Raw genomic sequence first — 25,130 nt, 5'->3', positions numbered from 1 at the left:
AGAATGAGTATGAAATCAGTGAATCGGGATGAACTGGGCCATTTTTTGGCAAAAGAATTACAAGTCAGTTACTTTCGTGATTATTGCCCAAATGGCTTGCAGGTGGAAGGGCGGGATACAATAAAACATATCGTCAGCGGCGTGACCGCCAATCTTGCCTTGCTGGAGAAAGCGGTGGAACTTCAGGCTGATGCCATACTCGTGCATCACGGGTATTTCTGGCGCGGCGAAGACATGCGCGTGATCGGACAAAAACACCGCCGGCTGAAATTGCTATTGAAGCATGATATCTCATTATTTGCCTACCACCTGCCACTGGACGGACATGCGGAACTGGGTAATAACATTGGCCTGGCCCGCTGTCTGGGTTTGCTGCCGGATGGGCGTTTTGGTGAAAATGACCTTGGCTGGCTAGGGCAGGCAGACAATGTTCAACTCAATACAATGGCCGATCTGGCGCTGCATGTTGAGCATAAACTGGGGCGCAAGCCCTTGCTGATCGGTGACCCGGCAACACCATTGGGACGCATAGCCTGGTGCACTGGTGCCGCGCAGAACATGCTGGATCAGGCGATTGCAGCAGGTGCCAGTGTCTACCTGAGTGGGGAGATTTCCGAGCCCACCGTACATCTGGCGCGTGAATCAGGCGTGGCTTACCTGGCTTGTGGTCACCACGCGACCGAGCGTTTTGGCGTTCAAAACCTGGGGAATTTCATTGCAGCGAAGCTCGGCATTGAGCATAGCTTCGTGGATATTGATAATCCGGTGTGAGGTATCGTTGAAGTTCTACCCCCTTGCAGGCAAGGGGGGGGAATGGCATGTTCACTTCTTCAATGCATCGCGTATTTCACGCAACAACAGAATATCTTCTGCCGTCACCTCTGGTGCCGGTGCTGGTGTCGGCTCTGCCTTTTTCATGGCGTTGACCAGTTTGACCATCTGGAAAATCACGAACGCCAGGATAACGAAACCAACGCTGACCGTGACGAAATTACCATAAGCGATAACACCACCGGCTTTTTTCGCTTCGGCCAGTACCAGATGCGTACCCTGACCATTTAGCGGAATGTAGTAGTTGGAAAAATCCAGACCACCGACGATACGGCCGATGACAGGCATGACGATGTCACCCACCAGCGAATCAACGATTTTGCCAAAAGCGGCACCGATGATGACACCAACGGCCAGATCAACGACGTTGCCACGGCTGACAAAGGTTTTAAATTCTTGCAACATACTCATGAAAATCTCCTGTTTGGCGGCCAGGGCGGCTACAAATGCCATGCCCAAAATATAAGTGACAAGATTTTAATGCCCAAATCATATGAAAAGGATGGAGAATTTTGTCAATTTTGTTTTCCATCTCTGTGCAAATACCAAATCCTTATCAGGATTCTGGACTTTAAACAGGCTTAAGACTAGCTGAAGCGCGCAAATGAGGGCTTAAATGTTGAAAAAAGCCTTCAAGTTGATGATTCGGATATCTTTTTCTTTAAAACCATACCCGGCTCATTTATAATTTAAGGTTGCTAGAAGCTGGGTTTTGCTTCATCAAGTTTTGATTATTGACAGAATGGGGTTGGTATGAGTATCGAAAAGCAGGTCGATTCCGGCCGTCGCGGTTTGCTCGTCGCCACTTGCGCGGCGGGTGGTGTGGCAGGCTTGGCAACGGCAGGGGCGCTGGTAAGCACTTTCCAGCCATCCGAGCGTGCCAAGGCAGCAGGTGCTCCGGTGGAAGTCGACATTTCGGCCTTGAAACCGGGTGAGATGACGACTACGGAATGGCGCGGTAAGCCAGTATGGATACTGAAGCGTACACCAGAAATGATGGCGAGTCTGGCCAAGACAGAAGACAAGGTCGCTGATCCAAAGTCAGAAAAACCCTACACCATGGAAATGCCAGATTATTGCGAAAAGCAAAGTCGTTCACGTAAAGAACACAGTGACATTCTGGTTGCCGTCGGTATCTGCTCTCACCTGGGTTGCTCTCCAAGTTCAAAATTCCAGGAAGGCGCGCAGCCATCCTTGCCGGATGACTGGAAAGGCGGCTTCCTCTGCCCATGCCACGGTTCGACTTTCGATCTGGCTGGGCGTGTATATAAAAACAAACCAGCTCCGCAAAATCTGGATGTGCCTCGTCACATGTTTTTATCAGACACCAAAATCATCATCGGTAAAGATGAGAAAGGCGAGGCTTAATCATGGCATTTGTTGAGAAAAAACTCCCGGCGGACGCTCCTGTCGTTGACAAGGCCTTGAACTGGGTTGATTCCCGTTTCCCGCTGACCAAGCTGTGGAATGATCAATGGGGCAAGTACTACGCGCCAAAGAACTTCAACTTCTGGTACATCTTTGGTTCCCTGGCGATGCTGGTGCTGGTTATCCAGATCGTTACCGGTATCTTCCTGGTCATGCATTACAAGCCAGACGCAACGCTGGCGTTTGCATCGGTTGAATACATCATGCGTGATGTGCCCTGGGGCTGGCTGGTGCGTTACATGCACTCGACCGGCGCCTCGGCATTTTTCATTGTGGTCTATCTGCACATGACCCGTGCTTTCCTGTACGGTTCTTATCGCAAGCCACGTGAACTGATCTGGTTGTTCGGTTTTGCCATCTTCCTGTGCCTGATGGCCGAAGCTTTCTTCGGTTACCTGCTGCCATGGGGTCAGATGTCTTACTGGGGCGCTCAGGTTATTGTTAACCTGTTTGGTGCCATTCCTTTCATCGGCCCTGATCTGTCCCTGTGGATCCGTGGTGACTATGTGGTATCTGATGCGACATTGAATCGCTTCTTCTCTTTCCACGTCATCGCCATTCCTCTGGTCTTGCTGGGTCTGGTGGTTGCGCATCTGATCGCCTTGCATGAAGTGGGTTCGAACAACCCTGACGGTATCGAAATCAAGGAAAACCTGGGTCCGGATGGTCACCCTGTTGATGGCGTACCTTCTCATCCTTACTACACTTTCCACGATATCTTTGGCGTGACTGTGTTCCTGACAATTTTCAGTGCAGTCGTGTTCTTTGCACCGGAAATGGGTGGTTACTTCCTGGAATACAATAACTTTATCCCGGCAGATTCCCTGAAAACGCCTCCGCACATTGCTCCTACCTGGTATTTCACGCCTTTCTATTCGATTCTGCGTGCAACCACTTCCGAGTTCCTGTTCGTCGTGCAAGCGGGTGCTGCTGCTTATGTGGCACTGATCTGGCTGACTACCAAATTGCCACAATTGCTGAAGATCGCAGTTGCAGGCATTGCACTGGTCGCTATTGCTGGCATGATGCCAGGCGCTCTCGATGCGAAATTCTGGGGTGTGGTATTGTTCGGCGGTTCCGTCGTGATCCTGGCTTTCCTGCCTTGGCTGGATGTTTCTCCAGTTAAATCAATACGTTATCGTCCAGACTGGCACAAATATGTGTACATCGTCTTCGGTATTGCCTTCGTTACCCTGGGTTACCTCGGTGTCGAGCCGCCTTCACCAATTCGTGAGCGTATTTCTCAAGTTTGCGCGATCATTTATTTCGGCTTCTTCATGCTGATGCCATGGTGGAGTGCAATGGGTACATTTAAGCCTGTGCCAAAGCGCGTTACATTTGCAGCGCACTGAGAAAAAGCGAGGAAGAATAAGCATGAAATTACTTAAAAAACTGATCGCTGTGTTGGCTTTTGCTCCTGCACTGGCACTGGCAAATAGCGGTACTTTCCCACTGGATCGCGCACCTGACCGTTCTACGGATATGGCTGCTTTGCAAAACGGCGCAAAACTGTTCGTCAACTACTGCCTGAATTGCCACTCTGCGTCTGCAATGCGTTACAACCGCTTGAAAGATATCGGTTTGACAGATGACCAGATCAGGCAAAACCTGTTGTTCACGGGTGAAAAAGTTGGTGACCTGATGAAAACCACGCTGGCAGCAAAAGATGCCAAGGCCTGGTTTGGCGCAGTGCCACCAGACCTGTCCGTGATTGCCCGTGCCAAGGCATCTGAAGCTGGTTCTGGTGCAGACTGGATTTACACTTATCTGCGTACCTACTACAAAGATGAATCCCGTCCAACTGGCTGGAACAACATGGTGTTCCCTAACGTCGGCATGCCACATGTACTGTGGGAACTGCAAGGCACGCGTAAAGTCAAAATGGTAGAAGAAAAAGACGCGCATGACGAATCCAAAACCGTACATAAATTCGACGGTTTTGAAACAGTCAAACCAGGTACCATGACTTCTCTCGAGTATGACAATGCAGTGGGTGACCTGGTCGCTTACCTGCAATGGATGGGTGAGCCTGCACAAAGCACACGTAAACGCCTGGGTGTTTGGGTATTGCTGTTCATGGCAACACTGGCAACACTGGCATGGCGTCTGAATGCGTCGTACTGGAAAGAAGTTAAATAAATGTAATGTTCCCGGTTGACGCTGCTTGCAGTGTGGACCGGGGATTTTTGAGATCGTCCGTTTTTCTCCGTCGTAAATGGACGTGTAATCCCAGGGGTGAGGTGCGCAAAACTGGCTCCTCGCCCTGATCGTTTCTAAGGAACTATAAAATGATGGTTCTCTACTCGGGCACAACGTGCCCATTTTCCCAACGTTGCCGCCTGGTTCTGTTTGAAAAAGGCATGGATTTTGAAATCCGCGATGTTGATCTGTTTAATAAACCGGAAGATATCTCGACCATGAATCCTTATGGTCAGGTACCGATTTTGGTTGAGCGTGAATTGATATTGTATGAATCCAATATCATCAACGAATACATCGATGAACGTTTCCCGCATCCGCAACTGATGCCGGCAGACCCGCTGCAACGTGCACGTGCCCGCCTGATGTTGTTCAATTTCGAAAAAGAATTGTTCATTCACGTCCATACTCTGGAAAACGACAAGAACACCGCGTCGGCCAAGGTACAGGACAAGGCTCGCGCAGAAATCCGCGATCGTCTGACGCAGCTTGCTCCTTTGTTCGTCAAGAACAAATACATGCTGGGTGATGAATTCTCCATGCTGGACGTGGCCGTTGCCCCATTGTTGTGGCGCCTCGATCACTACGGCATAGAATTGTCGAAGACAGCAGCACCGCTGATGAAATATGCAGAACGAATCTTCTCTCGTCCTGCCTATATTGAAGCACTGACACCTTCTGAAAAGGTCATGCGCCGTTAAGCGCAGTCCGTAGCAGATAGGGATAACAAGGCTGATGCACTACGTCAGCCTTGTTGTTTTTAGGCTCCGCGCCTATTCTTGAAATACACTTTCCGTCTGATGGTATAGCCATGCAAGAAATATCCACCAAGCCTTATTTTATGCGTGCCATTTATGAATGGTGTACCGACAATGGCTACACCCCGTATATGGCAGTCAAAGTGAATCATGCCGCTCGTGTTCCCATGGAATTTGTACGCAATGGCGAGATTGTCCTGAACATCAGCTTTGGTGCCACCAGTGGCCTGAAGATGGATAACGACGCCGTCGCCTTCAAAGCCAGATTCGGCGGCGTATCGCGCGATATCCATGTGCCGGTTGAAAACGTCATGGCGGTGTACGCCAGTGAAAACGGTCAGGGTATGGCGTTCGAAGTCGATCTCAGTGAAGCAAATGAGAACCCGGAAACGGATGCAGCAGCAGATGAACCCGTCAAGCCTGTACTCGGCCTGGCCGCAGTGAACAGCAAGCCAGCACCGGCGGAAACGGCCGAAACTGTAGCCTCGCAGGAAGAAGTAAAAAAACCTGAAAAAAAATCAGAAAAGCCCTCGCTAAAAATAATAAAGTAGCCTATAATCTTTGTCTTCGGGAATGCAACGGTAACGTAGCAAAAACGAAAAAAGTTTCGCCGACTTAGCTCATTTGGTAGAGCAGTTGACTTGTAATCATCAGGTGGCCAGTTCGATTCCGGCAGTCGGCACCAAATTAAAAACCCATCGTTAGCAATAACGGTGGGTTTTTTCTTTGTTTTCTTTCTTGTTGTAAATCTCCCCCAGCAGTTTTTCAATATGAAGTGCGACAGTCAGGCTGGTATTTGCCATGATCTGGTAGCGTGCTTAGCATCCTTAATGTATGCAATTGTTCGCAGAAATTCGATGAGACTTGTTTAAATAGATAATCGATTGCAATAATTACTGGCAAAATCGATTTTTTCTGATATTCTCATTTTGTCAATTGTTGAAATTGCCATGGTTGAAATCTACTAAAATTTTATGCACATCCGTAACAACGTGCCTGGGCCTGATCCAGAAGTGATATGTGTTTGGATATGCATCAAACTTTGACCGCAAGGAGCGTCAGACTATGAAGCGGCTTGTCACTCAACCGGGATTGATCGGGCTAGGCTTGATGGCGCTCGGTGCAGAGACAATGCTGGGCTGGGTGACCCATAAGCCACTATGGGTCTTAATTTTCCCCAGCAGTACGGTGATGGTATTTTCGACGGCATTCTGTTTTTTTTGTGCGGGCATGGCATTGGCTTTGCCGATGTTTCGCGTGCTACCGGGCACGATGGTGCGTAATCTGGCGGGTGTCCTTATCATCCTGATTGGCAGTACGATGTTGCTGGAAAATCTGCTCTCCATTGGCACCGGACTGGACATGCCATGGCTGCATCGCTGGTTTGATGATGCCAATCCTTATCCAGGCCGTATGGCACCCAATACTGCACTGGCATTCATTGTCGGGGGTATCGGTCTACAGCACAAACAGTTGGCCTTTTATCTTAAACCGCGCATGCTCGCGGCCATCATGCTGACGATCAGTGTGCTGGGTATGGTGGGCTACGCCTTGCTGCTGGACCTTGCCTATACCTGGTACGGTTTTCCGCGCATGGCTTTTTCAACCGGCCTGGGCATGAGTCTGTTTGCTTGTGCGCTGTTGCTGGAGCAATCCGGGTCTGCCAATGCGACAAAAAAAGAATCGAATATCTATCTATTCCTTGGAGTGGCAATCACGGTATTGCTGACTACCATGTTTGTGTCTTATGGCAGTTTGCGCGCATTGGATGCACGTACCAATTGGGTTGACCATACTTATCAGGTCAGATTGTTTGCCAATGAAGTGACAGATACCTTGCAGCAGGCCAGGCGTGCCAGCGATCAGCATGAATTCAATTCTGTCACGGCGGCCATTGACGACAAAATACTTGAGTTGCAGCGTCTGAGTAAAGATAGCCCCGTACAGCAAAACAGGCTGGCGCAGTTGCGCATGATATTGCAGCGGCACCTGGAAGCGGCGCGGAAGATTTTGCCTGAAGAATCCCAGAATGCGAATGCTGCCAGGCTGGATGTGGAATTTAAACCGCTGATCATGGCGATGACCCAGTTTGCCGATGCGGAAAGTCTTTTGCTGGTACAAAGAAAGCAGGATTCCATACAAAGTACGTCCAGTACGATTTCAATTATTGTGATGGGTAACCTGCTTGGCTTTGCCATTTTACTTTTTACTTTCTGGCTACTTAAAAATCAGAATGATCAACGTACGGCACTGGAGCAGGCTTTGCAAGAATCAAATGCAGAGCTGGAGAACAAGGTGGAAGCAAGAACCCGTGAGCAGGCAGTACTGAACGATGAACTACAGGAATTGAATCAGACACTGGAAGCACGGATTACCGAGCGTACCGCCGATCTGGAAAGCTTTACCTATTCCATTTCGCATGATTTACGTGCACCCTTGCGCGCCATCGATGGTTTCGGTCGCATGCTGGAAGAGGATTATGCTGACAGTCTGGATAAAAGCGCAACACGCTACCTGGCAGTCATACGAAGTAATAGTCAGCGCATGGGGAATCTGATTGATGATTTGCTGGCTTTTTCCAGGCTGGGTCGTCAGGATGTCGTCAAATTTCAGATTGATATGACGGCACTGGTGCACGAAGTCATACACGAAGCGATCCAGCACATCCCGAACCCGCCAGAGATACAGGTGCTGGCATTGCCATCAGCTTTTGCTGACCGCAGTCTGATGAAGCAAGTCTGGGTGAATCTGGTGTCGAATGCCATCAAGTACAGCAGTAAAAAAAATCAGGTACGTATCGAAATCAGCGGCTGCGAAGAAAATGGTGTGCTGAAGTATATGATCAAGGATAACGGTGCCGGTTTTAATATGGAATACTATGACAAATTGTTTGGTGTGTTTCAGCGCTTGCACCATGTTGATGAATTCAGCGGTACTGGGGTTGGTCTGGCTATCGTTTATCGTATCGTCAGCAGGCATGGCGGGCGCGTCTGGGCGGAATCAATAGTCGAGGAAGGTGCCACTTTCTTTTTCACCTTGCCAATAGGAGAGCACAATGGATGAACTGGAAGTCGTAGAAATTTTGCTGGTCGAAGACAGTGAAGAAGATGCGGAGTTGACGATACGCGCGCTGAAAAAGAATAACCTGGGCAACAAGCTGGTCTGGGTCAAGGATGGTGTGGCAGCATTGAATTTCATCTTTTGTACTGGAGAATACGCGAACCGCAACAAGGGCGATCCCAAGCTGATCTTGCTGGATATCAAAATGCCTAAAATGGATGGTGTCGAAGTGCTCAAGCGTTTCAAGGCTGATGACCGCAGCAAGACTATTCCGGTAGTGATGCTGACTTCGTCAGCAGAAGGACGCGACGTGACCGACTGTTACAAGCTGGGTGTGAATAGCTACCTGATCAAGCCGGTTGATTTCGATGCTTTCATGAGCGTAGTTGCTCAGGTTGGTCTGTACTGGACAGTGATGAACAAGGTGCCCAAATAAGAGGCTTACCCTGTTCATAAGCGCAGAGTACTGCGCGGCACCGTAACGGGTGCCATTATTTTTCTGCTGTAGTCAGGCCCTTGCGTATGGCATAGCGAACCAGGCCGGGTACATCATGAATATCCAACCGTTCCATCAACTGTGCCCGGTGGGTTTCGACCGTCTTGCCGCTGAGATTGAGCCGGTAGGCAATTTCCTTGGTGTTGTCTCCTTCAGCGATCAATTGCAATATCTGTCTTTGCCTTGGCGTCAGCACTTCAACATTGGTGCCCTTGTCGAGTACCCGGCGCATATATTCATCCAGTGCCTGGGGTGACAGTATGGAGTCCAGATAACGCTGGCCCTGCATGACCTGACGTATGGCTTTTTCCAGCTCATACGCGGCGGAATCTTTCAGCAAATAACCGTTGGCACCGGCATTCAGTGCCTGCATCACATACTCTTCACTGCTGTACATGGATAGCATCAGTAATTTGATATCTGGTTGCTGGGCACGGAAACGGCGTACGGCTTCGACGCCATTCATGCCTTTCATGGCGATATCCAGAATTGCCAGATCAGGCTTGTGGGTGCCTGCCAGCAACAGGGCTTCGGCCCCATCGGCAGCTTCGGCCACCACCTGTATGCCAGGCATGGATTTCAGCAGTGAATGTATGCCGCTGCGCACAAGCGCGTGATCATCTGCCAGCAAAACACGTATATTGATCATGTGAGCTCCCTGATGCCGGGGGTAAACGGAAGCACGACATCGATGCTTACACCACTACCCAGAGAAGATGTGATATCCATCGTGCCACCCACCAGCAGGGCACGTTCTTCCATATTCAGTAGTCCGAAACTATTGCCACGTACTGCATGCTCGCGCGCCTTGTCCACGTCAAAGCCCTTGCCGTCATCGCGTATACGCAAGATCAGATTGCTTTCATTCTTGTCCAGCCTGACCCAGATATTGCTGGCCCGGGCATGCCGCAGGATGTTGGTGATGGCTTCCTGGACGATGCGAAAACAGGTATTTTCTATATCCGGATGCAGCTTGGTGATTTCACCTTCATATTCAAACCAGCCATGCAAGCCATCTTCTGAGGTCTTGCTTTCCACATACCAGCGCAGGGCCGATACCAGGCCCAGGTTGTCAAGCTGTGGTGGCCTCAATTCCAGTGACAGTGTACGTACCTGTGACAAAATGCTGGATACCAGTTCTATGCCTTCCTGTAGCTTGGCATTGCGGTTTTCTGCATCATTTTTCTGTGCTGCCTGTAGCATGATTTTGAGCGCGGTCAGTGACTGCCCCACGTCATCATGCAGACCACGTGCCAGATGCTGGCGTTCTCTTTCCTGCACCTCTATAACGCTGCTGGATAATATCTGCAGGCGCTGATTGGCTGCTTTCAGGTTTTTGTCAATATGCACCTGTGTCGTCACATCAATTGCCAGGCCGGCGACCATGAGCGTGCACTCACCCACATTGAGCGGGAAGCGGGTGATATTCAATATCCGAGCGGTCAGGCCTTCATCTGCGATGGTTTCCTGGGTGCTGAGGCTTTCCTTGGTGGCCAGGACTTGTTCATCATGATGACGTGAGTTTTGTGCGGCGCCAATCGACATAAGATCAAAGTCATCGCGCCCTATCATTTCTGCTGGCGACATGCCAAAGAAGCTGGCCTGGGCTGTATTTACGTAGACATAATGCAAGTCCCTGTCCTTGATCCAGGCAGGCATGGGGGCATTATTCATAAAGGCATGGAAACGTGCCTGAGTTTCCCGCAGCGAGGTTTCGCTGGCCAGTTTTTTCCGCCTGAGGACGGTATCGCGCAACTCTCTTTCGATTGCCAGTGGCAGGCGGGCAATATTCTGCTTGAGAAAGAAATCATCGGCACCGGCACGCATGGCTTCGACCGCAGTTTGCTCACCGATGGTGCCTGAAGTAATGATGAAGGGAATCTGTACCTTCAGGCGCTTCAGAACTTCTAGCGCATTCAAGCCGCTAAAAGAAGGCATGGAATAGTCAGAAATGACGATATCCCACTTCGATTCTTCCAGTGCGCTTTGCATCGCCTTGGCATTGTCCACTCTTAACCAGTCAGGCGCGAAGCCGCCGCGCTTGAGTTCGCGGACGATCAGCTCCGCATCTTCGCTGACATCTTCAACCAAAAGTACGCGCAGCGGTATATTCATCAACTGGTCCTTATACAGTTAGCAAGTAGAAGGCAAAATATTGTATAAAAAAGCGATTTTGCATGCTGATAAGGGAATATCGCTATATCCTTACAGCTTCAGACTTGTTGTTTGTGCTTAGTCCTGCCTGATTGTTTTACCGCCAGAAAAGCTAGTCATAACAACAAATATAATTGCAAATTAGATATTAGCAATTATTATAGAATTAAGTGTAATTTTTTGTCAAAACAGATGAATGCCGGATGAATGCAGGCTAAAACCTGCGCTCAGAGGTTTGGTTGCCTCAGGTAATCGACCATGCCGGTGAAGATTGATGTCCCTCATATAAAATAATGTGTATTTTTTTCAATAAAATAAAAACATTGCCAAAATCAATAATTAATTTTGCAATGTTCTCCAGTTTACTTGTTATACTAACACCAGCGCTGGCAGAGAATCGTACTGCCAGCCTGGCAGTATCTGCAGTGGTTGTCCCATCTTGCACAGTACAGGGTTCGGCAATTTCCTTTGGCAATTATGAAACTACGCCTGTTGAACAAACCAGCAATATAGGTGTGAATTGTTCGCAAGGCACGGCTTACGTGGTGAGTCTTGGCGGTGGTGGTGCCAATGCCAATGCACGACAAATGTCCGGTCCGTCAAATGCCACACTGAGCTATGCCTTGTTTCAGGATGCGTCGCATAGCAAGCTCTGGGGAAATGCTGTGGACAGCAATGCCGTCGCCGGTACCGGTAATGGCAATCTGCAAAATCTGCCTGTATATGGTCGCATCCCGGCTGGTCAGGTAGTTACACCTGGTAATTACAATGAAGCGGTAAGCATCACCCTGACCTATTGATGTAAAACCTCGCTATGGAGGAGACGTCATGTTTCCTTATGCATGTGTTTTAATTCTTGGTTTCAGTTTGATGGCAGGTTCTTTCTCTGCCCGTGCTTCCAATTTCGAGATCGCTCCTGTCGTACTTGAATTGGGCATGAATCGTACGGCTGGTGTTATACGTATCGTCAATAAGGACGATCACGCTGTTTCCCTGCAAGTCCGTGGTTTTGAATGGACCCAACTGGACAATGATGATCAGCTCAACAGCACCGAGACCCTGCTGATCAGCCCGCCCATGTTCAGCATCGCGCCTGGCGCATCCCAGGTCATACGGGTGGTGTCACGCAAGGCCCAGTCCAGCAATGTCGAGCTGGCTTATCGCCTGTTGATTGATGAAATTCCAGACGAAAGTCAGGTCGCAGTCAATTTCAAGTTCCGTATTTCCATGCCGGTATTTCTTGTACCGGACAAGCCGCAGGCAGCACGCATCAACTGGCGTGTCGAAGCCGGCAGCAAGCAAACCATCACTGTAGAAAATCAGGGCGGCCAGAGGACCAGGTTACTTAACATCAGCGTGGGCCTGCCGGACGGTAGACGTCTGGTACCGAAAGCCGCTGCCAACCCGTATGCCCTGCCAGGTGCAAAACGTCGCTATGAATTTGAATCGGCTACAGAGCTCAAAGCCGGATTGCCGGTGAAGATATATGCAACGGCAGATACCGGTGCCATCGAAGTGGATACCATCGTCATGCCATGAAATTACTGGTCATTTGTGCCATGTTTTTTTGTATGACGACTTTGCTTCAGGCTGCTCCGGTGGACGAAATATTATTACTGGAGGTGAGTGTGAACGGGCGTCAGACGCAATCAGTACTGCCGTTTACCAGACGCGCCGGCAAGTTATATGCAAGCGTTGATGAGTTACAGGCTGCCGGCTTACGTCTTACAGGCCAAAAGGGCGAACAAGTCGACCTGTCCAGCTTTTCTGATGATTTTCAACTTGATATGGCAGCGCAGAAAATCAATATCAATGTGCGCGCGAATTTGCTGACTACCACACAATTGACCGTAACTTCCGCCGACGACGAAGCACTGGCCGGCAAGAGCCTGGGTGCCTTGCTTAATTATGACGTCCTGGCGTCGCAGACCTCGGGCGTCCGGGCTGTCAGTGGCCTGGCAGAGGCCAGGGTATTTTACGGCCCCCATGTATTCAGTAATACTGGGCTGGCCTATGCACAGGGCGGCAAGTTCAGTCCCTTGCGGCTTGACAGCACGTACACTTATTCCAGTCTCACGTCCATGCAGCGTTATCGTGCCGGTGACTTTATCAGCAATGGACTGATGTGGTCGAGACCGGTACGGATGGGAGGCTTGCAGCTTTCTACTGATTTCAGTCTGCGGCCAGACCTGGTCACTTTTCCTACGCCAGACCTGCGTGGTGAAGCGGTAGTGGCTTCCAATGTGGATCTGTTCCTGAACGGAATACGTCAGTTGTCGGAAGCGGTACCGCCGGGCCCTTTTGAGATCCGACGTGCACCGGTCGCCACAGGTGCCGGTACCATGTCCATTGCGGTGACCGACGCATTGGGTCGTCAGACCTTCAGGAACATACCGTTTTATGCCAGTGAAAAATTGCTGCGGGATGGCCTGTTTTCGTATTCGCTGGAGGCTGGCGCGTTACGCAGGAATTATGGCTTGCAGAGCAGCGATTATGGCGGCATGGTGGCATCCACATCGTTGCGCTACGGATGGTCACCAACCCTGACTCTGGAAGGACATGCCGAAGCTGCCAACGGCCTGCGCCTGGCTGGAATGGGGCTGGCAACCACCTTGTACGATTGGGGCGTGCTGAGCGCTGCAATCAGCGGCAGCAGCATGGGGGATCGCCGTGGCCAGCAATATATGCTGGGGTTTGAGCGGCGTGCGGCAGAGGCCAGTTTTTCCATTTCAAAGTTGCAGGCAGATCGTGATTATCGCGACATCGGAGCTGTCTATGGTTCCCCTGTACCGCGCACTTTGCTGAATGCTGGTGTTGGCTTGTACTCGCAACAATATGGTTCTTTAAATCTGGGGTATACCTCGGCAAAAATGACTTTGCCGGGTACGGAAAATATGCCCGATATCAGGCAGGTGGATGCCGACATATTTTCCTTTTCTTATTTCAAATCTATTTTCAATCGCGCGAATTTTTTTCTGACAGGATTTCACAACAGTACAGACCAAAGTTACAGCCTGACTGTGGGCCTGTTGATGGCCCTCGGTGGCAGGGACAGTGCCAGCGCTACCTATACCTCTGGTGGTGGCTTGCGCAACCTGGCGCTACAGGCATCCCGGCCGGCTATTGTAGCCGGTGACATCGGCTGGCAGTTGCAGACAAATGAAGGTGACTATACGCAGAGGCTGGCTGAGTTTTCGTATCGGGGTGATGCTGCGCGCGCCAGTTTTGCCTTTGCACAAAATGCCGACGTATTGAGCCAACGTGTCAATGTGCGGGGTGCCCTGGTATGGGCTGACCGCTCTTTCTTTTTATCCAACTGGGTGGATGACAGTTTTGCCATCGTGGATACCAACGGTATCAGCGATGTCCCGGTATTTGCTGAAAACCGCAAGGTGGGCCGTACTGATCGGCGTGGCAAATTGCTGATACCCGACTTGCGCTCGTATGAACTCAACAGGATTTCCCTTGACCTCACGGAATTGCCACTGGATGTACAGGTTGGCGTGTCTGAGCAAACAGTCAGACCACAGCACCGTAACGGTGTCATTGCGCATTTCAAACTTGCCCGAAGCCTGGGTGCGCGCATCATATTGCGTGACCAGGATGGCAAATTCCTGCCTGTCGGCAGCCAGGTCCGCATGAAGCGCGGCGGCATGCAGGCACTGGTCGGGTATGACGGTGAAACGTATTTTCCTGAAGTGCAGATCGATAACAACCTCGAAATCATTACTGCAACCGGGGCCAGATGTCGTATGAGCGCGGGCAGTCTTCCACAAAAAGACACGATACCCGTGATAGGACCACTTACCTGTAAATGACCATGCGCTATTTTCGTCAACTATTTTTGATCCTGATGCTGGCCTTCAGTTACGAGGCACAAGCCCTGACGTGTACGGTTTCCACGCTGCCAGTGACGTTCAGTACCTATGATCCGCTATCGAATACGCCCTCTGACATCAGCGGCACGGTGACGGTGACCTGTAATGCCCTGGTGTCGATACTGGTTAGCTATAGCGTCAAGCTGAATGCCGGTCTGACAGGCACCATAGGGTCTAGGATCATGACTAATGGCAGCTCACAAATGACGTACCAGCTATATAGTGATTCCGGGCGCACCACCGTCTGGGGGGATGGCACTGCCAGCTCCACTGTAGTGAATGACGGTTACCTGCTCAATGTAGTGGTACCGGTGATACGCAATTATTCCGTGTATGGGCGTATCGCTGCCAAACAGAACGTCAAGGCCGGAGCCTATCTCGATACGGTCACGATTTTGCTGACGTATTGAAGAATGTATTGACTGATGTATGGATGAAACAGGTTTTCAACACGCGGTAAATAATTTTACCGATTTTTGTCGATATCAGGAAAACCCTGAGTCATATACGGCAAAACTCAGGCTTACCCTGATACCACATAAAGCTTGTCGGGCATAAAGTTCTATTGCAGTGCAGGTACTCAAAACAGTGAAAAACCTGGCTTACAGAAGAACCAGAACCAGAACCCGAACCCAGCCTGAGGAAACCATCATGTCCCGCGTCAACCGCCATCGCCTGATACACCAATTATTGCCCGCCGTCTTTCTGTGCATGTCAGCCAGCAGCTTTGCAGCGACCTCCACTGGTAGCCTGTCAGTGTCATCCACCGTCCTGGCTGCCTGTTCGGTGACGGGGGCTTCCCTGGCTTTTGGCAGTTACACAAATGCCCAGATCGATAACAGCGCTTCCGTCAGCGTCACTTGCACCAATGGCACATCTTATAACGTTGGGCTGGACGCCGGTGGTGGCTCGGGTGCAACTACCGCTGTCCGCAAGATGACAGGCTCTGTCAGCGGCACCCTGAGTTATTCTCTGTACAAGGATGCCGGTCGCAGCACCGTCTGGGGTAATACCGTGGGTTCCGATACGGCTATTGGTACAGGTACTGGTGCTGCCCAATCCATGTCTGTCTATGGCCGGGTACCTGGCGGACAGAATGCCGATGCCGGTGTGTATAGCGATACCGTTACCGTTACCCTGACATACTGATTGAGTAAGATCAGGAAAACCCTGAGTCATATACAGAGAAACTCAGGTTTACCCTGATACCACTGAAAGCATGCTGAGCATAAAGTTCTATCACAGCGTTTTATTCAGAAATATGAAAAATCCGACTTCTGGTAAAACCAAAACCCGATAATTCAGCTTGAGGAAAACATCATGTCCAACGCAAACCGTAACCGCCTGATCACCAAATTGTTTTCTGCCATCTGCCTGTGCGTTTCAGCCAGCAGCTTTGCAGCGACTTCTACTGGCAGCCTGTCAGTGTCTGCTACCGTCTTGTCGGCTTGTTCCGTGACTGGTGCTTCCCTGGCTTTTGGTACCTATGCAAGCAGCCAGATCGACAATAGCGCAGCCGTCAGCATCACTTGCACTAATGGCACATCTTATAACGTTGGGCTGGATGCCGGTGGTGGCTCGGGCGCAACCATGGCAGCCCGCAAGATGACAGGTTCTGTCAGTGGCACGCTGACGTATTCCCTCTACAAGGATGCAGGTCGCAGCACCGTCTGGGGCAATACCGTGGGTTCCGATACGGCGATTGGTACAGGTACTGGTTCCGCCCAATCCATTTCCGTGTATGGCCGGGTACCTGGTGGACAGAGTGTCGCCGCTGGTACGTATAGCGATACTGTTACCGTTACCTTGACTTACTGATTGACCTGGTACGGCCCCTTCACATGGAGGGAATGGCCGGACGTGTACGCCAGATTTTTATAATGTGATGTTTTCCAGCTTGATGATGGTTTCTGACAGGCAGATTTTCCAGGACAGACATACCCGGGGCGCCGGGTCTGTCATATTTAAGCCGGAATAGTCAGCTTTCTGTATCCCCCGCCTTTCCGGCATTCCCTGCTTTTTTCTCATTCCACTCTCCAATACTTGAACTGCTACCGCTGCATAGCGGTCATAATTCCTTGATGCAAGGGTTTGATCATGAATGTCTGGCAAAAAGTCTGGTCAGTATTAATGAAATGGAAAGAGTAGGAGTCTTATGAAACTTCGCAAGGTATCGCAGTTGTTGTTCCTGTTCCCGCTGCTGGTGGTTACGGCCGTCCATGCACAGGAGGGAATGTTGAGTCTGGAAATGCTATATCACCCGACAAAAAAAGAAAAATTTGATACCAAAACCCTCACTCGTCTGGCATGGGATGCACAAAACCGTCTGATAGAAACCCAGAGTACCAACGGCGTCGTCCAGCAGTGGGTAGTTAACCCTGCCACTTGGGAAAAGCAGGCGCTGCCAGCAGATGGCAATATCCTGGCCATGATGACGGCGGCGGGCATTCCGGAACGCGAAGCCAAGGCGCAGGTGGATAAGCTGACACCGCTGATTAAGCCGGAACTGAAGTCTTATCTGTTCACCTACAAGAATGATGTATGGCTGCTTGATCTGCAACAGGGCAAGGTCAGGGAATTGACGCATACGCCTGACGTGGCCGAAGATGAAGCCCTGCTTTCTCCCGATCTGCAATCAGTCGCGTATTTGAAAGGCAATGATCTGTATGTGACCGATGTCGCCAGCGCAACCGAAAAACGTATGACCACAGGCGGTAGTGAAACGGTATTCAATGGTCGCCTTGATTGGGTCTACATGGAAGAGGTGTATGGCCGTGGCCGTCTGCGCGCTTTCTGGTGGGCACCCGATTCAAAAAAACTGGCCTACCTGAGCTTTGATGAAAGCAAGGTACCGGTGTATACCCTCAGCGGTGATCATGTACAACCGGTCAGGACTGAACGTACCCGTTATCCCAAGGCAGGTGATCCCAATCCCGAAGTCAGACTGGGTGTCGTTGATATGGCTGGCAACACCAGCTGGACTGAGAACCCTTATCCTGGCAAGGAAACCCTGATCGTGCAGGTGGGCTGGACGCCGGATGGCAAGTTGCTGGCATCCTGGCAAGACCGGGTGCAGACCTGGCTGGATTTGCGTTTATACGATGCACAGTACCGCAGCACGCAATTGCTGCGCGAAAGCGGCCCGGCATGGACGGATCGTTTGCCACTTCCCCAGTTCTTGAAAGATGGCAGCTTTGTCTGGGAATCAGATCGAACCGGGCATCGGCACCTGTATCGGTATGACAAACAGTACAAGCTGAAAGGAGCCATCACCCAGGGTGAGTGGGATATCCGTAGTGTGTATGGTGTGGATGAAAGCCGGGGGCGGGTATTATTTGCCGCGAATGAACGTAATCCGATTGGCAACGATGTGTATGCAGTCAGCCTGGAGGGTGGCAAGTTGCAGAGACTGACGGCAGAATCAGGTACGCATTTGGCGCGCTGGAATACGGCTTATACCCACTTCATCGACAGTTGGAGTAGTTTGAAGCAGCCGCCAAGGCAGGCTGTATTCAATGCAGAAGGTACGTCCCTGAAACTGGTTGACGATGTCGGCATGCCGGAAAAAATGCAGGGCCTGAAACTGGCGACCGTGACACAACAGCAAATCAAATCACGTGACGGCTTTTTGATGGAAAGCTTGCTGTTCCTGCCACCGGATTTTGATCCGAAGAAAAAATACCCTGTCTACCAGCATCTGTATTCCGGCCCTATGGCACCACAGGTCACGGACCGCTGGAATAGCAATCTCTGGCATCACTTCCTGGCGCAACAGGGCTATGTGGTGTGGATACTGGATAACCGCAGTGCCAGCAACAAGGGCGCCGTCAGCGCCTGGCCGATACATAAAAAACTGGGACAACTGGAATTGCAGGATCAACTTGATGGCCTGGAATGGCTGCGCCAGCAGGGCTGGGCCGACATGGACAGGATAGCCCTGAATGGCTGGAGCTATGGCGGCTACATGACTTCGTATGCGATGACACATAGCAAAGCTTGGAAGATAGGTTTTGTCGGTGCGCCAGTGACGGATTACCGCCTGTATGACAGTATCTATACCGAGCGTTATATGGGTTTGCCTCAGGAAAATGCTGAAGGCTATGACAAGGGTAGTGTCTTGAAAGCAGCAAAGGATCTGAGCGGAAAAATTCTCATCATGCATGGCACCATGGATGACAATGTACACCCCCAAAATACCGTCATGTTCATTGATGAACTGATCAAGAATGGCAAGGACTACAGTCTGCAATTGTACCCAGGTGCAGGTCACGGCCCACGTGGTGACTGGACCATATGGTCATTGCAAAAAGCCAAATGGGAATTTTTGAAAAACAATCTTTGATTTCTCATTCACCCCAATAAAAAACGGTACAGACTTGTTATCTGTACCGTTTTTTTTTCGTTTTTTTAGGTCCGCATACTTGCGTGACCGGCGCTATCAGGAAGGCACGTTAAAATCCGCCAGCTTCTTGCTGAACTTGAACAGCCAGATACGGTTGGGGCGTTCGGTATCCGCACCACGGGCTACGCGCATGGTATTACCTGCGGTACAGCCCAACACTCCTGCGGTGGTTGTCATGGCACCGTTGGCATCGACCGTGCATTTAGTCACGTCGGCACCAGCGATGATGGCACCGCTAGGATCGACAATCACGGTCTTCATGCCAAAGTCATCGTCATTCGTCAGTGCCAGAGTGTTTTCATCGACGAGGGCCAGACCTTCGGCTTTTTCTGCCAACCAACCTGCATTGTTCAGATCAAACAACTGGGTTTTCTTGAGCAAGACGACATCAGCATAATTGACACCATTGACTGCTGCACCTGTCATGCTGCTCTTTTCCAGGTCGCTACTCATATTGGCGATGTCGGTGGCATTGCCTGGTACTTGCACCAGCATCAGTTTGTTGAACGCTTTGCCGTCCGGGCCTGTACCCTGTTCGATGACGATGAATTTGCCATTGCCCAGCGATACCATGTCACCCAGTTTGGCATTGCCGGTCTTGCCTGCGGTGTATTGCGTACTGTCGATAGGATAGGCATACAGCTTGGTTTTTTCTGTGGTCGGGTCAAACTCTACCCAGCGGTTGAACTTGGCATAGTCCTTGATGCTTTCACTGGTTGCCGCAGTAGCACCAGGGACGATGTAATTTGCCTTGCCATCATCCAGCGGGCTTTGTATAAAGCCATTCAGTTTGCCGGTCGCGACTTCCAGTGACAGGCCTTCCATGCCGCGATTGGCACGGCGTTTCAGCAAGACAGCAGGCAGGTCGGCTGCACCTGTGCCCGGCTGATATTTTTTCAGGATGATGCCAGTGGCGATATCTATTTTCAAGATAAAAGGACCGTATTCGTCCGACACCCAGACCACACCACGTGCGGCATCGTAAACGATGGATTCGGTATCCAGGCCATAGTCGCTGAACGTGGTTTTGCTGCTGGCGTCAAATTTGGCCGCATCATTCAATGGCACTTCGGCAGAAGAGCCCAGCTTGCCCGGAGCGATAGACAGGCCAGAAGAATTGATGGTGCTACTGAACTTGATCGGCGTACTGGATTTCAGGATGGCGCCATCCTTGCCTATGCTGATCAGGCCAAATGATGGCGTAAAGCTGGGGGAGGGGAAAAACTTGGCGTCGCTGGTGCCTGTTGCTCCAGCAGTCACGACAGAATTCGGCACTTTGGGGCCATCACCATTCGGGCCACGGTCGGTGATGCCATAAAATTCCAGTGAGCCATCAGCGGCCTTGCCCTTGAATGTAAGGCCAGAACCATAAGATGGCAAAAAGCCTTTGGGGAACTCGGCCTTGACTGCAGCATTCGTGCCTTCATACGGTACAAAGAAATTGTCTGCTGCCTGTATCTGATAGCGTGTGATACTGGCGCTGACCGTGCCCAGGGCATTGGTTTGCGTGACTGTATCAACAACGGGTGTACCCAGTTTGGATGCCATGGTGTCTTCAAAATGTTCACGTACCAGAGTGCGGCGATCTGCATCCACGGTGAGCTTCTGGTAGTTCGCAGGCAGCTTGGCCAGCACATTAGTCATTGCGGTATTGAAATTGGCCGCAGTGGCATTGAAATCCAGGGTCTGGCTGGCGAGTGCAGTCTTTACTGTAGCAGGAATCTTGATGCCGGTGGCAACATCATTGTCTTCATCCAGCAATTGCAGGAACAGCAGGCGATTGACCACACTGTCATCCTTGACGTTGCTGGAGTTGGCCAGGTTCAGTGGCGTGACCATGGCCGCACAAGGGGCAGAACCAAGGGCGACAGCACCTACAGAAAATGCCACTGTATCGCCAGCGTTACAGGTAAAACCCCCGGTACTGGATGTGCTGAGCTTACTACCGCCGGATATGGAATAATCCAGGCCCTCGACTGTCGCATCCAGAAACACCCCATTCACAGGAACAGGGGTAGGCGTGACGGTCGTATTGTTGCTACCACCACAGGCAGTCAATGATACGGCTGCAACCACCGCTAAAGTCAGGCTGCTCAGCAACAGGTTTTCCTTGCTTTGTTTCATGGGACATGGCCTCGTAGTATATTGCGTGGAAAAAGTTTTCCGCGAATGTACTACGGGCATATGACCCAGCCATGACAGTCGTGTTTGAGCGGCTGGCTAGGTGTTGTCTTTGATGCCTTGCCAGCGTGGCGTCAGCGTATGTGGCAGGGCAAACATGTCGAGTACGCGGCCAATGGTGTGGTCAACCATCTCGTCTATGGATTGCGGACGGTGGTAAAAACCGGGCAGTGGGGGGAAGATGATGCCACCCATTTCAGTCACTGCCGTCATATTGCGCAGGTGGGCCAGATTGAAAGGGGTTTCACGCACCATCAGGACCAGACGGCGGCGTTCTTTCAGGACCACATCGGCAGCGCGGGTGATCAGATTGTCGGACAAACCATGGGCCACGGCAGCCAGGGTTTTCATCGAACAGGGTGCAATCACCATGCCATCGGATAAAAACGAACCGCTGGCAATACTGGCACCGACATCGCGCACATTGTGGACAACATCAGCCAAGGCTTCGACATCCTTGCGTTTCATGTCCATTTCCTGATGCAGATTCAGTACGCCTGCTTCTGAAATCAGCAAATGACTTTCTACGCTGGAAATATTGCGTAAGGCCTGCAACAGGCGCACGCCATACACAGCACCCGTCGCACCAGTGATGGCAACAATCAGGCGCTTGGGGGCGGCGTGATCTGTCATTCGGGTCTTAATCTTTCAGCAAGGCTTGCAGTTCGCCGCTTTCAAACATTTCATTCATGATGTCAGAACCGCCAACAAATTCACCCTTGATATACAGCTGGGGAACGGTAGGCCAGTTGGAATAATCCTTGACGCCCTGACGTACTTCCGGGTCTTCCAGTACATTGATGGTGACCAGGTTTTCCACGCCACTGGCTTTCAGCAATTGCACCGCACGGCCAGAGAAGCCGCATTGTGGGAACTGGGCAGTTCCTTTCATGAATAAAACGACAGGGTTTCCTGTGACAGTTTCTTTGATCCAGCTTTGTACGTCGCTCATGGCTATTTTCCTTTAATTACGAATACTTCCCATTATAGTGGAAAGCACAATTCAGTGTAGCTGACCTGGGTCAAGGCAATAGGGAAAGGGCAGACTATAATCTGCCTGAAGTTCCCGACATCAGATTCCAATAGTGTTACATTAAGCCCTCAGAGCCAATAAAATCGGCCATGTTGCTGGAGACCCGTATGCATATACGTGACACAAGAATTTCACCAGGGCAATTTCCTGACCCTGGCCTGATTTCTGCTACATCTGATCGCATGATGATAGAACAGGCCCATGAACGTTCCGCCGCCTATGGTATACCGCGCAGTGCTGCGCCGGATTATGGCCCTTTGGGCAAAACCGACCTGAAAGCTTTGCTGGAGCAAAACAGGGTCTTGCACCGCCATGCCGTGCCGGTCATGGAAACCCTGTATGAGCAAATCATCAATACCCATAATATGGTTATATTGACGGATGTGAATGGTTTGATCATTCATACCCTGGGGGATGCCGATTTCCTTGAAAAAGCCGATAAAGTGGCACTCAGCCCCGGTGTGGCGTGGTCAGAAAGAAGCAAAGGCACGAATGCCATCGGTACCGCCATTGCAGAAAAAACACCTACTATCGTGCACGCCGACCAACATTACCTGGAAGCCAACAGCTTCCTGACCTGCTCTGCTGCACCGATTTTTGATGTCATGGGCAATGTCATCGGGGTGCTGGATGTCACGGGTGACCAGCATAATTTCCACAAGCACACCATGGCTCTGGTGCGCATGTCGGCGCAGATGATAGAAAACCAGTTGTTTGCGTCTTCTTTCCAGGACGCCATCAAACTCAGTTTTCATAGCCGCCCGGAATTTCTGGGCACCCTGATGGAAGGCATCGCCTGCTTTGACAGTGATGGTCGGTTTTTATCAGCCAGCCGTAGCGGCTTGTTCCAACTGGGTTTGCCTTTATCTGCCTTGCAGACACATACCTTTTCTTCCCTGTTTGGTTTGCCGGTATCCGCGTTGCACGATCATTACCGCACGGCTGCACCGGGTTTGCTGACGCTATGCCTGCACAACGGTGTGCGCGTATATGCCAGGAGCCAGGGTTTGAAGCGCCAGTCAGCAGCAGCCAGGCATGTGTTGGACAATGCGCGTGAACCGCAGATTCCTGAAGTTAAAGCCAAACTTTCCAGCCTGCATTATCTGGACACGGGTGATGAACAGGTCGCCCGCGCCATTGATAAACTCAAACGTGTCATAGGGCGCGATATTTCCGTCCTGGTGACAGGCGAAACAGGCACCGGCAAGGAATTACTGGCTCAGGCGGTACATAATGATTCGCCCCGTAAATCTGGCCCTTTCGTCGCTGTGAATTGCGCCTCGATACCCGAAACTCTGATTGAATCAGAATTGTTTGGTTATGAAGACGGCGCATTCACAGGTGCACGCAAGAAGGGTAATATAGGCAAAATCTTGCAGGCGAATGGCGGCACGCTGTTCCTTGATGAAATCGGCGACATGCCATTGAACCTGCAAGCCCGCTTGCTGCGCGTATTGCAGGAGCGCATGGTGACACCGTTGGGCAGCAGCAAATCTATCCCCGTCAATCTGGCCCTGATCTGTGCCACCAATCGCAATCTGCGCGAGATGATAGGTAAGGGCGAATTTCGTGATGACCTGTATTACCGGTTGAATGGACTGGTTGTACGGCTGCCGCCCCTGCGTGAGCGTTCAGACCTGGATGTCGTCATAGAAAAAGTATTGGCGACAGAAAGCGAAGGCAGGCAATACAGAATCGCGCCGGAAGTCATGCAGCTATTTCATGCACATGGCTGGCCGGGCAACTTCCGGCAACTGACAAATTTATTGCGCACGGCCATCGTCATGACGGATGCCGATATGGAAATCCGCCTGGAACATTTACCCGAAGATTTCCTGGAAGACATGGATGTTATAAGCGCGCCAGCCTCTCCATCAGCAACCGCCACTCAAGCGGCATCCAGTCTGGAAGTACTGGAAATGGATGCCATACAGCAGGCTCTGCAACTACATCAGGGAAATGTCTCGGCTGCTGCCAAGGCATTGGGTGTGTCACGCAATACGATTTATCGCAAACTGGCGACGTTGAAGGGCGATTGATTACACTTGCGGGCCGTGCAGCACGGTAGTACCCAACAAGTCATTTTCTTCGTCCGTGAACAGACGCGAACGCGTCAGGAAGCGCTTGCCTGTACCATTGTCGAGCGAAAACATGCCGCCCATGCCAGCCACCACATCAATAATCAGCTGCGTGTGTCGCCAGTATTCAAACTGATCGCTGCCCATATAAAACGGCGTGCCATCCAGATCGCCCAGATACACATCGGCATCACCGATGCCATATTCATTCCGGGCGTAACACAGCGGCGAACTGCCGTCACAACAACCGCCAGATTGGAAAAATAATAGCGGACCGTATTTGGTTCTCAGCGCACTGATAAATTCCAGCGCAGCAGGTGTGGCGGTGACGCGGGCGGGTTTATTGGTCATTTTTTGTTTCCCGAGGATTTTTTCGTTATTTCATTTCGCAACAAAACTAGGAATAAGTCCCCTCCCTTTCAAGGGGAGGGTTAGGGTGGGGATGGGTTTCGGTTGATAGACCATTATTCTGTTTTCTGAAGAACCCCATCCCCATCCCAACCATTCCACTGCGCCGCTTGCATGCGGCTTAGATATTTGTGGCGCAAAGCAATGCTTTGCGAATTCCCACAAATATCCCCTTGAAGGGGAAGGAGCTAAAAATCCTGACTGTTTCCTGCCTTCCTCTGTGT

25 protein-coding genes and 1 tRNA gene are annotated in these 25,130 nt (G+C 50.9%); 17 read left to right on the top strand and 9 right to left on the bottom strand.

The annotated features are described in order from the left end of the window. The first annotated feature begins 3 nt into the window (after window positions 1-3). Window positions 4-771 (top strand): Nif3-like dinuclear metal center hexameric protein, encoded by a 768-nt coding sequence (locus ACO0LK_RS02655; protein ID WP_422971917.1) that lies wholly within the window; start codon window positions 4-6, stop codon window positions 769-771. A 51-nt stretch (window positions 772-822) separates the two neighbouring features. On the opposite strand, the gene mscL is transcribed toward ACO0LK_RS02655, so the two are convergent. Next, entirely contained in the window at window positions 823-1,242 is a 420-nt protein-coding gene (gene mscL / locus ACO0LK_RS02650) for a large conductance mechanosensitive channel protein MscL (RefSeq protein ID WP_422971915.1), read from the bottom strand. A 342-nt stretch (window positions 1,243-1,584) separates the two neighbouring features. Between mscL and petA the strand changes: the two genes are divergently transcribed. The 6 genes from petA (at window position 1,585) to ACO0LK_RS02620 (ending at window position 5,901) form a co-directional block, all read left to right on the top strand. Then, window positions 1,585-2,199, top strand: coding sequence for a ubiquinol-cytochrome c reductase iron-sulfur subunit (gene petA, locus ACO0LK_RS02645; protein WP_422971913.1), 615 nt, complete (start codon window positions 1,585-1,587; stop codon window positions 2,197-2,199). Then, window positions 2,199-3,611 (top strand): cytochrome b, encoded by a 1,413-nt coding sequence (locus ACO0LK_RS02640; RefSeq protein WP_422972448.1) that lies wholly within the window; start codon window positions 2,199-2,201, stop codon window positions 3,609-3,611. Before petA ends, ACO0LK_RS02640 begins: the two co-directional genes overlap by 1 nt. A 22-nt stretch (window positions 3,612-3,633) precedes the next feature. Continuing rightward, on the top strand, window positions 3,634-4,398 hold the full coding sequence (locus tag ACO0LK_RS02635; RefSeq protein WP_422971911.1) for a cytochrome c1: 765 nt from the start codon (window positions 3,634-3,636) through the stop codon (window positions 4,396-4,398). Between the two features lie 149 nt (window positions 4,399-4,547). Further along, the gene (locus ACO0LK_RS02630; RefSeq protein WP_110256517.1) at window positions 4,548-5,159 is read left to right on the top strand and encodes a glutathione S-transferase N-terminal domain-containing protein; all 612 of its coding nucleotides are present in this window, start codon (window positions 4,548-4,550) and stop codon (window positions 5,157-5,159) included. A 110-nt stretch (window positions 5,160-5,269) separates the two neighbouring features. Next, window positions 5,270-5,767, top strand: coding sequence for a ClpXP protease specificity-enhancing factor (locus tag ACO0LK_RS02625; protein WP_422971909.1), 498 nt, complete (start codon window positions 5,270-5,272; stop codon window positions 5,765-5,767). A 58-nt stretch (window positions 5,768-5,825) separates the two neighbouring features. Beyond that, window positions 5,826-5,901, top strand: a tRNA-Thr gene (locus tag ACO0LK_RS02620). A gap of 397 nt (window positions 5,902-6,298) precedes the next feature. Here ACO0LK_RS02620 and ACO0LK_RS02615 read toward each other — a convergent pair. Further along, complete coding sequence (locus ACO0LK_RS02615) at window positions 6,299-6,448, bottom strand: hypothetical protein (protein WP_422971907.1); 150 nt, start codon at window positions 6,446-6,448, stop codon at window positions 6,299-6,301. Here ACO0LK_RS02615 and ACO0LK_RS02610 point away from each other — a divergent pair. Next, a complete protein-coding gene (locus ACO0LK_RS02610; protein WP_422971905.1) occupies window positions 6,447-8,279 on the top strand; it encodes a sensor histidine kinase in 1,833 nt (610 codons plus the stop codon). The two genes, ACO0LK_RS02615 and ACO0LK_RS02610, sit on opposite strands and share 2 nt — an antisense overlap. Next, window positions 8,272-8,712, top strand: coding sequence for a response regulator (locus ACO0LK_RS02605; protein WP_422971903.1), 441 nt, complete (start codon window positions 8,272-8,274; stop codon window positions 8,710-8,712). The genes ACO0LK_RS02610 and ACO0LK_RS02605 overlap by 8 nt, the downstream gene beginning before the upstream one ends. 55 nt (window positions 8,713-8,767) lie before the next feature. Here the strand turns inward: ACO0LK_RS02605 and ACO0LK_RS02600 are convergent, their stop codons facing one another. Both ACO0LK_RS02600 and ACO0LK_RS02595 read right to left on the bottom strand, forming a co-directional pair. After that, entirely contained in the window at window positions 8,768-9,418 is a 651-nt protein-coding gene (locus tag ACO0LK_RS02600) for a response regulator (RefSeq protein ID WP_422972446.1), read from the bottom strand. Further along, window positions 9,418-10,887, bottom strand: coding sequence for a response regulator (locus ACO0LK_RS02595; protein WP_422971901.1), 1,470 nt, complete (start codon window positions 10,885-10,887; stop codon window positions 9,418-9,420). Before ACO0LK_RS02595 ends, ACO0LK_RS02600 begins: the two co-directional genes overlap by 1 nt. A 389-nt stretch (window positions 10,888-11,276) precedes the next feature. On the opposite strand from ACO0LK_RS02595, the gene ACO0LK_RS02590 reads away from it, so the two are divergent. From ACO0LK_RS02590 to ACO0LK_RS02565, 6 genes are all read left to right on the top strand, one after another. Beyond that, window positions 11,277-11,726 carry a Csu type fimbrial protein gene (locus tag ACO0LK_RS02590; protein ID WP_422971899.1) on the top strand — a complete coding sequence of 150 codons (450 nt, stop codon included), beginning with the start codon at window positions 11,277-11,279 and terminating at the stop codon, window positions 11,724-11,726. A gap of 28 nt (window positions 11,727-11,754) precedes the next feature. Next, on the top strand, window positions 11,755-12,465 hold the full coding sequence (locus ACO0LK_RS02585) for a fimbrial biogenesis chaperone (RefSeq protein ID WP_422971897.1): 711 nt from the start codon (window positions 11,755-11,757) through the stop codon (window positions 12,463-12,465). A gap of 32 nt (window positions 12,466-12,497) precedes the next feature. After that, window positions 12,498-14,744 carry a fimbria/pilus outer membrane usher protein gene (locus tag ACO0LK_RS02580; protein WP_422971895.1) on the top strand — a complete coding sequence of 749 codons (2,247 nt, stop codon included), beginning with the start codon at window positions 12,498-12,500 and terminating at the stop codon, window positions 14,742-14,744. A 2-nt stretch (window positions 14,745-14,746) separates the two neighbouring features. Continuing rightward, on the top strand, window positions 14,747-15,214 hold the full coding sequence (locus ACO0LK_RS02575) for a Csu type fimbrial protein (RefSeq protein WP_422971893.1): 468 nt from the start codon (window positions 14,747-14,749) through the stop codon (window positions 15,212-15,214). Window positions 15,215-15,455: 241 nt separating this feature from the next. Next, the gene (locus ACO0LK_RS02570; protein WP_422971892.1) at window positions 15,456-15,953 is read left to right on the top strand and encodes a Csu type fimbrial protein; all 498 of its coding nucleotides are present in this window, start codon (window positions 15,456-15,458) and stop codon (window positions 15,951-15,953) included. A gap of 171 nt (window positions 15,954-16,124) precedes the next feature. Next, window positions 16,125-16,622, top strand: coding sequence for a Csu type fimbrial protein (locus ACO0LK_RS02565; RefSeq protein WP_422971891.1), 498 nt, complete (start codon window positions 16,125-16,127; stop codon window positions 16,620-16,622). A 57-nt stretch (window positions 16,623-16,679) separates the two neighbouring features. On the opposite strand, the gene ACO0LK_RS02560 is transcribed toward ACO0LK_RS02565, so the two are convergent. Beyond that, the gene (locus ACO0LK_RS02560) at window positions 16,680-16,832 is read right to left on the bottom strand and encodes a hypothetical protein (RefSeq protein WP_422971889.1); all 153 of its coding nucleotides are present in this window, start codon (window positions 16,830-16,832) and stop codon (window positions 16,680-16,682) included. A gap of 127 nt (window positions 16,833-16,959) precedes the next feature. Between ACO0LK_RS02560 and ACO0LK_RS02555 the strand changes: the two genes are divergently transcribed. Further along, window positions 16,960-19,146, top strand: coding sequence for a S9 family peptidase (locus ACO0LK_RS02555; protein ID WP_422971887.1), 2,187 nt, complete (start codon window positions 16,960-16,962; stop codon window positions 19,144-19,146). A 96-nt stretch (window positions 19,147-19,242) separates the two neighbouring features. On the opposite strand, the gene ACO0LK_RS02550 is transcribed toward ACO0LK_RS02555, so the two are convergent. The 3 genes from ACO0LK_RS02550 to grxD form a co-directional block, all read right to left on the bottom strand. Further along, window positions 19,243-21,330: an esterase-like activity of phytase family protein gene (locus ACO0LK_RS02550; protein WP_422971885.1), complete on the bottom strand. Its 2,088-nt coding sequence runs from the start codon at window positions 21,328-21,330 to the stop codon at window positions 19,243-19,245. 96 nt (window positions 21,331-21,426) lie between these two features. Beyond that, window positions 21,427-22,020: a UbiX family flavin prenyltransferase gene (locus ACO0LK_RS02545; RefSeq protein ID WP_422971883.1), complete on the bottom strand. Its 594-nt coding sequence runs from the start codon at window positions 22,018-22,020 to the stop codon at window positions 21,427-21,429. Window positions 22,021-22,027: 7 nt separating this feature from the next. Then, window positions 22,028-22,339 (bottom strand): Grx4 family monothiol glutaredoxin, encoded by a 312-nt coding sequence (gene grxD, locus ACO0LK_RS02540; protein WP_186947667.1) that lies wholly within the window; start codon window positions 22,337-22,339, stop codon window positions 22,028-22,030. Window positions 22,340-22,605: 266 nt separating this feature from the next. On the opposite strand from grxD, the gene ACO0LK_RS02535 reads away from it, so the two are divergent. Then, window positions 22,606-24,459, top strand: a complete 1,854-nt coding sequence (locus ACO0LK_RS02535) for a sigma-54-dependent Fis family transcriptional regulator (protein WP_422972444.1) — start codon at window positions 22,606-22,608, stop codon at window positions 24,457-24,459. Here the strand turns inward: ACO0LK_RS02535 and ACO0LK_RS02530 are convergent, their stop codons facing one another. Further along, entirely contained in the window at window positions 24,460-24,849 is a 390-nt protein-coding gene (locus ACO0LK_RS02530) for a DUF779 domain-containing protein (RefSeq protein WP_422971880.1), read from the bottom strand. It abuts the gene before it with no gap. Between the last annotated feature and the right edge of the window lie 281 nt (window positions 24,850-25,130).

Source organism: Undibacterium sp. Ji49W (genome assembly GCF_049340205.1).
Lineage (GTDB): Bacteria > Pseudomonadota > Gammaproteobacteria > Burkholderiales > Burkholderiaceae_D > Undibacterium.
Note: the sequence above shows the minus strand (reverse complement) of the source record. Positions and strands in the feature narration are given on the sequence as shown.